5 protein-coding genes are annotated in these 7,264 nt (G+C 68.5%); 2 read left to right on the top strand and 3 right to left on the bottom strand.

Features of this window, described 5'->3' with window-relative positions; all coding sequences use genetic code 11:
• Positions 1–2,025: N-acetylmuramoyl-L-alanine amidase (locus HMPREF0975_RS09740; RefSeq protein ID WP_009233991.1), on the bottom strand; the 2,025-nt coding region annotated here is incomplete at its 3' end.
• 420 nt (positions 2,026–2,445) lie between these two features.
• Here HMPREF0975_RS09740 and rfbB point away from each other — a divergent pair.
• On the top strand, positions 2,446–3,441 hold the full coding sequence (gene rfbB, locus HMPREF0975_RS09735; RefSeq protein WP_009233990.1) for a dTDP-glucose 4,6-dehydratase: 996 nt from the start codon (positions 2,446–2,448) through the stop codon (positions 3,439–3,441).
• A 108-nt stretch (positions 3,442–3,549) separates the two neighbouring features.
• Complete coding sequence (locus HMPREF0975_RS09730; RefSeq protein WP_232212504.1) at positions 3,550–5,316, top strand: NlpC/P60 family protein; 1,767 nt, start codon at positions 3,550–3,552, stop codon at positions 5,314–5,316.
• Positions 5,317–5,368: 52 nt separating this feature from the next.
• On the opposite strand, the gene HMPREF0975_RS09725 is transcribed toward HMPREF0975_RS09730, so the two are convergent.
• Together HMPREF0975_RS09725 and HMPREF0975_RS14960 are read right to left on the bottom strand one after the other, a co-directional pair.
• On the bottom strand, positions 5,369–5,944 hold the full coding sequence (locus HMPREF0975_RS09725) for a hypothetical protein (RefSeq protein ID WP_009233988.1): 576 nt from the start codon (positions 5,942–5,944) through the stop codon (positions 5,369–5,371).
• A gap of 101 nt (positions 5,945–6,045) precedes the next feature.
• Positions 6,046–7,264, bottom strand: a 1,219-nt coding sequence (locus HMPREF0975_RS14960) for a DUF6541 family protein (protein WP_009233987.1), incomplete at its 5' end; no start/stop codon positions are given.

The raw sequence follows: 7,264 nt of genomic DNA, 5'->3' as shown, positions 1-7,264 counted from the left end.
GGGTAGTACCAGGACGCCGCCGTCACTGACCCAGCCGGTCGCCATGGCTCCGCCCTTGGAGGCGTCCAGGTAGTACCAGCGCCCGGCGTCGGCCACCCATCCGGTGGCGAGGGCGCCGTCGGAGTTCAGGTAGTACCAGGAGCCGCCGTCACTGACCCAGCCGGTCGCCATGGCACCGCCCTTGGAGCCATCGAGGTAGTACCAGCTACTGCCATCGCGGAGCCAACCGGTCGCCATGGCACCGCCCTTGGATGCGTCCAGGTAGTACCAGCGCCCGGCGTCGGCCACCCACCCGGTGGCCTTGGCGCCGTCGGACTTCAGGTAGTACCAGGCGCCAGACTCCGCTTTCCAACCGCCGGAGCCGCTGATCTGCTGCTGGGCAATGGTGCGGATGGTGCCGAGCTTGGAGTAGCCGACGTTTCCGGGGCAGGAGGTGTAGCCGACATCGCGGTGCCCCAGGATGCGGGGCATCGAGATGGTGGAGCCGGCCTGGTAGCGCTCGGTGGTCCACACGTTCAGGCCCGCCCAGCCGTTGGCGTCCGTGATGCCGGCGCGCCTGAGGAACCATCCGGCCATCTTGCCCACCGAGCTCAGCTGGGCGTCCGAGGGGCTGACGCTGCTGTAGTCGCCCATCATGGACAGGCCCATGGTGCCGGTGTTGACGCCACGGGCGTGCGCCCCGACGCTCATCCTGCCGGCGGGCGCAGCCACAGAGCCGGAGCGTCCTTCGAAGACGGTGCCGTACTTGTCGATGAGGAAGTTGTAGCCGATGTCGCCCCAGTCCAGGGTGACCGCGTGGTAGTAGTAGATGCCCCGCACGATGGAGGCGGACTGCCCGGCGGAGTAGTTGTTGGTGCCGGCGGTGTGGTGGACGACGACGTGGCCGGCGCTCGCGTAGTCGGGGTCCCAGCTCATATAGGAGGCGTTGGCGCCCCACTCGGCTCTCGTGGTGACCGGCACCGGCAGGCCGTTGGCACTCGTCGTCACCGGCAGAGCAGCTGGCACAGCGGCTGGCACAGTGCTCGCAGGCCGGGCGGTCGTCTCCGCCATCGAGAAGCTCGCGGGTGTGATCGACTGCGCCGTCACTGCCGACGTTGACTGGCCGGTCGGTTCCGCGGAGCTCTCCAATGCCCCGGACCGGCCGGCCTGGGGTTGCACGGCGGCGTCCTCGATGACGGGGGTTGGCGGGGCCTCGGTGGTCTTGAGGTCGTCGGCGTCGAGAACCTCCTCCCCCTGGGGCTGGGAGGGGACGAGAGCCAGTTTGAGCCCGGCGGGCAATGAGCCGCCGACGACGGAGGCCTGGATCGCGTCGGCCCCGCCGGTGATGAACTCTCCCGTGCCGGAGGTCGTGCGGTCGTCGCGACCGGCGTCGGCCGCCTCGTTGAGGTACCAGGGCGACCAGGTGCCGTTCTCCCTCACGCGCAGGTAGATGCGCACGCCCTCGGGGAGGTCGGCGCCGCCGGTCCAGGTGAAGCCGGCCACGAGGAAGCGGTCGACCTCAAGCGGATCGGTCAAAAGGGCGGCGTCCGCCTGCGGGTCGGTAGCTGCAGGCAGGATCGAGGGGAACTGCGCGTCGGCCGCGCCTGCGGCCTGAACGAATGCGTGGCGCACGGAACTGGTCGTTCCGCTCGCCGGCGCCGGGCGCACCGAAGAACCGTTGCCCGCACTACTGGCTTCCTCAGCCGACGGCGTTGACGTCTCGGCATCTGTCCCGTCGCCGGAGCCCGAGTCCGTGGAGGTCTGGGCGTCGTCGAGCCCCGACTGGGCGACCTCGGTGGCCTGTCCGCTGGAGGTGGTCAGGTCGAGGATCTGGACTGGTGCGGGTCCGTCGGTCTGGTCACTGGAGTTTCCGGCGCCGGGCACGGCGCCGGCCACGGGGGCCAGGCTTGACAGGAGGAGTGGGGTCAGGGCGATGAGTCCGGCGGCCCGATACGCGAGTGCGCGAGCACTGCGACCACCGACATGACCACTGAGGCGATGGCCGCCGCATGGGGCGATGCGGCCAAGAGCGCGAGGGACGTTCATAGGAGTCCTTTTGGAGGTGATGCCGACTGGCGTCAATCAGGCCTCACTATCGGAACCGACGACGCCGCTCCCTCGAGAGGCACGAAATTTAATTCCTGAGCGGTTTCCGAGAGATTAATGATAGTTTACTGATAATTTTGGGATGCATCTGACGTCTACAGGACGCATTTCCACCCGCCAACCCGCCCGCCTACCGCCCACTCCTCACCTTTTCTTGAGAGATCAAGGCTTTACCGCGTCATCACTCGACCATTGCAATCTGGTCTCGCCACCGCAGGCGACATCAGCCCAGGAGATTCGAGCAGCAGGACGGCGGTGTCCCATAGGCGCCCGTGGGTTCCCGTGGACTCCTGTGGCATGATGGCGTCGGCCATGACGGGCGCCCACCGCCCACAGTTCCCATGTATCGGAGCGAGTTCTATGCACGTCCTCATCACCGGAGGCGCCGGCTTCATCGGCGCCAACTTCGTCCACCAGACCCTGGTGCGCCACCCCGATGCCACCGTCACCGTCCTGGACAAGCTCACCTACGCCGGTAACAAGGGCTCACTGGCGGACCTCGACGACCGCGTCAACCTCGTCGTCGGGGACATCGCCGACGCCGACGTCGTCGACCCGCTCGTGGCGCAGTCCGACGTCGTCGTCCACTTCGCAGCCGAGTCCCACAACGACAACTCGCTGCGAGACCCCTCCCCCTTCATCCAGACCAACCTCGTGGGCACCTTCACCCTCCTGGAGGCGGCGCGCCGCCACAAGACGCGCTTCCACCACATCTCCACCGACGAGGTCTACGGCGACCTGGAGCTGGACGACCCGGCGAAGTTCGAGCCGACGACGCCCTACAACCCCTCCTCCCCCTACTCCTCGTCCAAGGCCGGAAGCGACCTGCTCGTGCGCGCCTGGGTGCGCTCCTTCGGCGTGGAGGCCACGATCTCCAACTGCTCGAACAACTACGGGCCCTACCAGCACATCGAGAAATTCATCCCGCGCCAGATCACGAACCTCATCGACGGCGTGCGCCCCAAGCTCTACGGCGCCGGTGAGAACGTGCGCGACTGGATCCACGTCCTGGACCACAACGACGCCGTGTGGGACATCATCGAGAAGGGCCGCATTGGCGAGACCTACCTCATCGGAGCCGACGGCGAGAAGAACAACAAGGAGGTGGTCGAGCTGATCCTGGAGCTCATGGGCTACGCGCCCGACGACTACGAGCACGTCGCCGACCGCCCCGGCCACGACATGCGCTACGCCATCGACAACTCCAAGCTGGTCGAGGAGCTCGGCTGGGCACCGAAGTTCACCGACTTCCGCTCCGGCCTGCAGGCCACCATCGACTGGTACCGGGACAACGAGGCCTGGTGGCGCCCGCTCAAGGCAGAGGTCGAGGCCAAATACGCCGCTCAGGGGCAGTAGCCACCCGACGAAGCGATCGTCCAATCAACGGAGCCGCCGGTTCATCCGGCCGTCTTCGATAGCCGCCTGAACAGCGCACAGCGATTGTTCAGGCGGTATCCTTTGTCTGTGAAAACTTCATATCGCGCAACGGTGCGCACCAGTATCCTGATACTTCTTCCCATCGCCCTGACAGGACCGGCCGTCGTCGGCCTGCCGACAATCACCTCGCCACCCGCATGGGCCGCAGAGTCTCCCGCAGCGCAGGAAACGGCTACGCCCCAGCCCCCTGCGGCCGCCGACGCCGATCCCGACGCCGCTCCCCCGGAGGCGCCTCGTGACGAGTCTTCTACTGAGCCGTCCGAGGCGGCCTCCCCCGAGGCGAAGGACCGAGCCGGCGCCGAGGACCGAGCGGCCGCCCCTCAGCCCGAGCAGGAGCCCCCCGCCGCTCCAAGCGACGGTATCGCGGATCTCACCGGCACGGGCAGCTGGGTCGCCGTCGGCCAGAAGTGGCAGTGGCGGGGCAAGGACGGCAGCCTCGCCCGGTCGCGCTGGGCACGGATCAACGGCGAGGTCTACCGCTTCGACGACGACGGGAACATGCTGACCGGCTGGTGGAAGGACGGGCAGTCCTGGTACCACCTGGCGGCATCCGGGGTCCGATCGACCGGGTGGATTCAGGACGCAGGCAGCTGGTTCTACCTCGATCCCACCACCGGCATCATGGCCACCGGCGAACTCGTCGTTGGCGGCTCCACCTACTTCCTCAACGGCAATGGAGCCATGGTCACCGGCTGGCTCCAGCACGCCGACGGCTGGCGCTTCTACCACCCCGGCGGTGCGCGCGCCCACGGCTGGGTCCAGAATGCCGGCAGCTGGTTCTATCTCAACCCCACCACCGGCATCATGACCACCGGCTGGCTGTCCACGGGCGGTCACTGGTTCTACCTGCAGAGCTCGGGCGCCATGGCCACCGGCTGGCTCCGGGTGGGCAGCAGCTGGTTCTATCTCGACCCGACCAGCGGGGCGATGGCCACGGACTGGCTCAAGGACGGGGCCACCTGGTACTACCTGGACCCGAGCACCGGGGCTATGGTGACCGGGACGCGCACCATCAACGGCAACTCGCAGTCCTTCACCTCGTCAGGGGCCTGGATCGGTTACCAGGCGCCGTCGGGCTACCTGCAGCCGGTCTCCTCGATCACGCCCCTGGGATGGTCAACCAACACGCTGACCTGGGGAATGAACGGCATCAAAGTGCGCATCGTCCAGCAGCGCCTGGGTCTGTGGCACTCCACGAAGCTGGCCAGCGTCGACTCCTCCTTCGTCTCGGCGGTGCGCAACTTCCAGCGCCGGACGGGTCTGCCCCAGACCGGGGTGGTGGACGAGTCGACCTGGAACGCGCTCAACACGGGCTTCTCCTGGTGGGTGGACCAGCACCAGGAGGTCCCCACGTCCCTGAGCGCCACCCGCGGTGAACGCATCGAGACGATGATCGGCTACGCCTGGAACCAGATCGGCTCCAGCTACACCTGGGGCGGGGCCGGCCCTTACGGCCTGGGCTTCGACTGCTCGGGACTGGTGCTCCAGTCCCTGTACAAGGCGGGGCTCGACCCGCAGCCGATCAACGTGATCAAGCACGGCTGGCCCGACTACCGCACCTCCCAGGAGCTCTACCGCCACCCGCAGATGATGCACGTGCCGTTCAACCAACGACAGCGCGGTGACCTCATCTTCTACACCTCCGGCGGCGTGGTCACGCACGTGGCCATCTATCTGGGAGGCGACCAGGTGATCCACACCGACTGGATGGGGCGGCCGGCGCGAGTCGACCACATCACCGTCTCCTACGGTTGGAACAACATCACCTCCGACGTGGTGCGCCCCTTCCCGTGATCGGCCGGGGTCCCGCTCAGGCCGGCGCCCTGGGGCGCCGGCCACGGGGCCGTCAGAAGGTGACGGGCCAGTGGGGCATGCAGGTGCTCAGCTCCACGTGTGCGTTGGTGCGCGCCTCCATGCTCTTCTGGTACTCGGGGTTGGGCTCGGGGGTACGCCCCTCCTTGATGTCCTTCTCTGCCTGGGACTCGTCTTTGAACTCCGGGATCTGCCCGTCGGCGAATCGGCTGGTCGTGGCGGTGTAGGTGGTCAAGGCGGTCACGGCGCTGGTCGCGGTGGCATCTCCACCGGCGGCTGTCTGCAACCGGGCGTGGTAGTTGGTCTCCAGGACCTGGGTGAACGCGTTCCACGCGGACTGGGTGTCCTCGCTGCTCGATCCCTCGGGCAGGCCGGTGTAGGCCTGCCCCTCGGGAGTCTGATCCAGGGCTTCGACGAGGATCGCGTCCATGGCCCCGCACTGGGTGTTGGGTGCCGTCGTGGCCGGCGGGCCAACGGGCGCGGTCTGCACGGGGGTGGAGGCCGTGGTCGAAGCCTTCGAGGTCGACGATGCGCAGGCCGCCAGTGAGACGGCCGCGGTTAGGGCGAGGGATGTGACAAGGCAGGCGCGGAAGGCGCGGTGGGGATCCATGTCACAAGATTAGCCGACCGAGCCGACTTCCCCGGCCGAGCCGTCGTCGGCGGTCCAGCACGTCGAGACCTGAGTGCGGGGGCCGGGTTCCGTCAGTCGAATCAGTCGCAGGCGGTGATGCGCCACAGGGTGACAGCGCCGTCAGGGGTCCGGTCGACCGCCTCGAGGTACTGGCGGGGCAGCCGGTCGAGGGCCTGACCCCATAGGGGTTCGCGTCCCCCGCCGGTGGCGCCGTCGGCGACCGTGTCGTCGGTGTAGTAGTAGCGCGCGCCGCGCTGGGCGAGAATGCCGCACACCCGTGGGTTCGTGCCGATCTCGTCGAGGTGGCGTCCCAGCCAGAGGAGGTCTCCCCCGGGTGGTTCGGGCCTCGAGGGGTAGACGACCCGCACCCCGGCGACGCTCCACAGGTAGGCGCTCCCGTTGGAGGGATTGCCCAGGACGACGGCGCCCTCGGGCAGGGTGGAGGGGGCCCGGCGGATGAGCGCGAGCTCGTCGTCGCTGAGCATGGTCCCGTAGGCGATTCTCTCCGGGTCGTGGATCGCCTGGAGAATCTCCGTCTTGAGGCTCCAGCGCCACGCCGGGGCCAGGACGAGGGAGGCGATGAGCAAGCAGGCGGGCACGTTCCGACTCAGGGCCGCGACCGCGAACCGACGCCAAGGCGATGGGGTGGCGGCGTCCTGGGAACCGGTGGGTTCTTCAGTGCCGCTCCCCCAGCGGCGCTGCGCCTCGGCAATGCCCAGGGTCGCCAGGACGAGTAGCCCGATCGTCACCAGTGGCATGATGCGGGCCCGTTGGGTGTACCAGGGGCCGGCCAGGATCCGCGGCGGCCAGTGCGGGCCGGCCGCCAGCAGGATGAGGACGACGGACAGACCGGTCGCCGTGCACCATCGGCGCAGCCCCGGTGTGCGCCAGGCCGAGACCGCCCCCAGCAGGGCGAGTACGGTCATCATGGCGTTGCCCAGGTACCAGGGTGTGAAGGTGGCCAGCAGAGGATGGTCGGTGAGAACCGCCCAGATCGTCTCGGGCAGGTTGCCGCCGGGACGCGGATAGGACAGGACCGAGGCCAGGGATGAGCGCATCGCCCAGGCTCCCGCGGCGACGAGGAGCAGTCCGACGGCTGCGGCCCCCAGCAGGGCGCCGCGTCGGGCTCCGCCACGGCGCCACAGTCGTTCGAGCCCCGGCGCCATGGCGGCCATCACCACCGGGCCGCCGAGGACCGCGAGGTTGAACAGTCCGGCGCCGTGAGCCGTCACGACGCCGACGCAGGCCAGCGCCGCCGCACCTAGCGCACTCGCCCGTGCCACGGGCCCTGCGCTGCCG

Origin of the sequence: Actinomyces sp. oral taxon 849 str. F0330, assembly GCF_000239715.1 — a bacterium.
Classification (GTDB): Bacteria; Actinomycetota; Actinomycetes; order Actinomycetales; family Actinomycetaceae; genus Actinomyces; species Actinomyces johnsonii.
Note: the sequence above shows the minus strand (reverse complement) of the source record. Positions and strands in the feature narration are given on the sequence as shown.

What these genes read in the sequence shown, in the direction of transcription:
- HMPREF0975_RS09725 (WP_009233988.1), bottom strand. Translation starts at nt 5,944, where the DNA reads ATGGATCCCCACCGCGCCTTCCGCGCCTGCCTTGTCACATCCCTCGCC.
- rfbB (WP_009233990.1), top strand. Translation starts at nt 2,446, where the DNA reads ATGCACGTCCTCATCACCGGAGGCGCCGGCTTCATCGGCGCCAACTTC.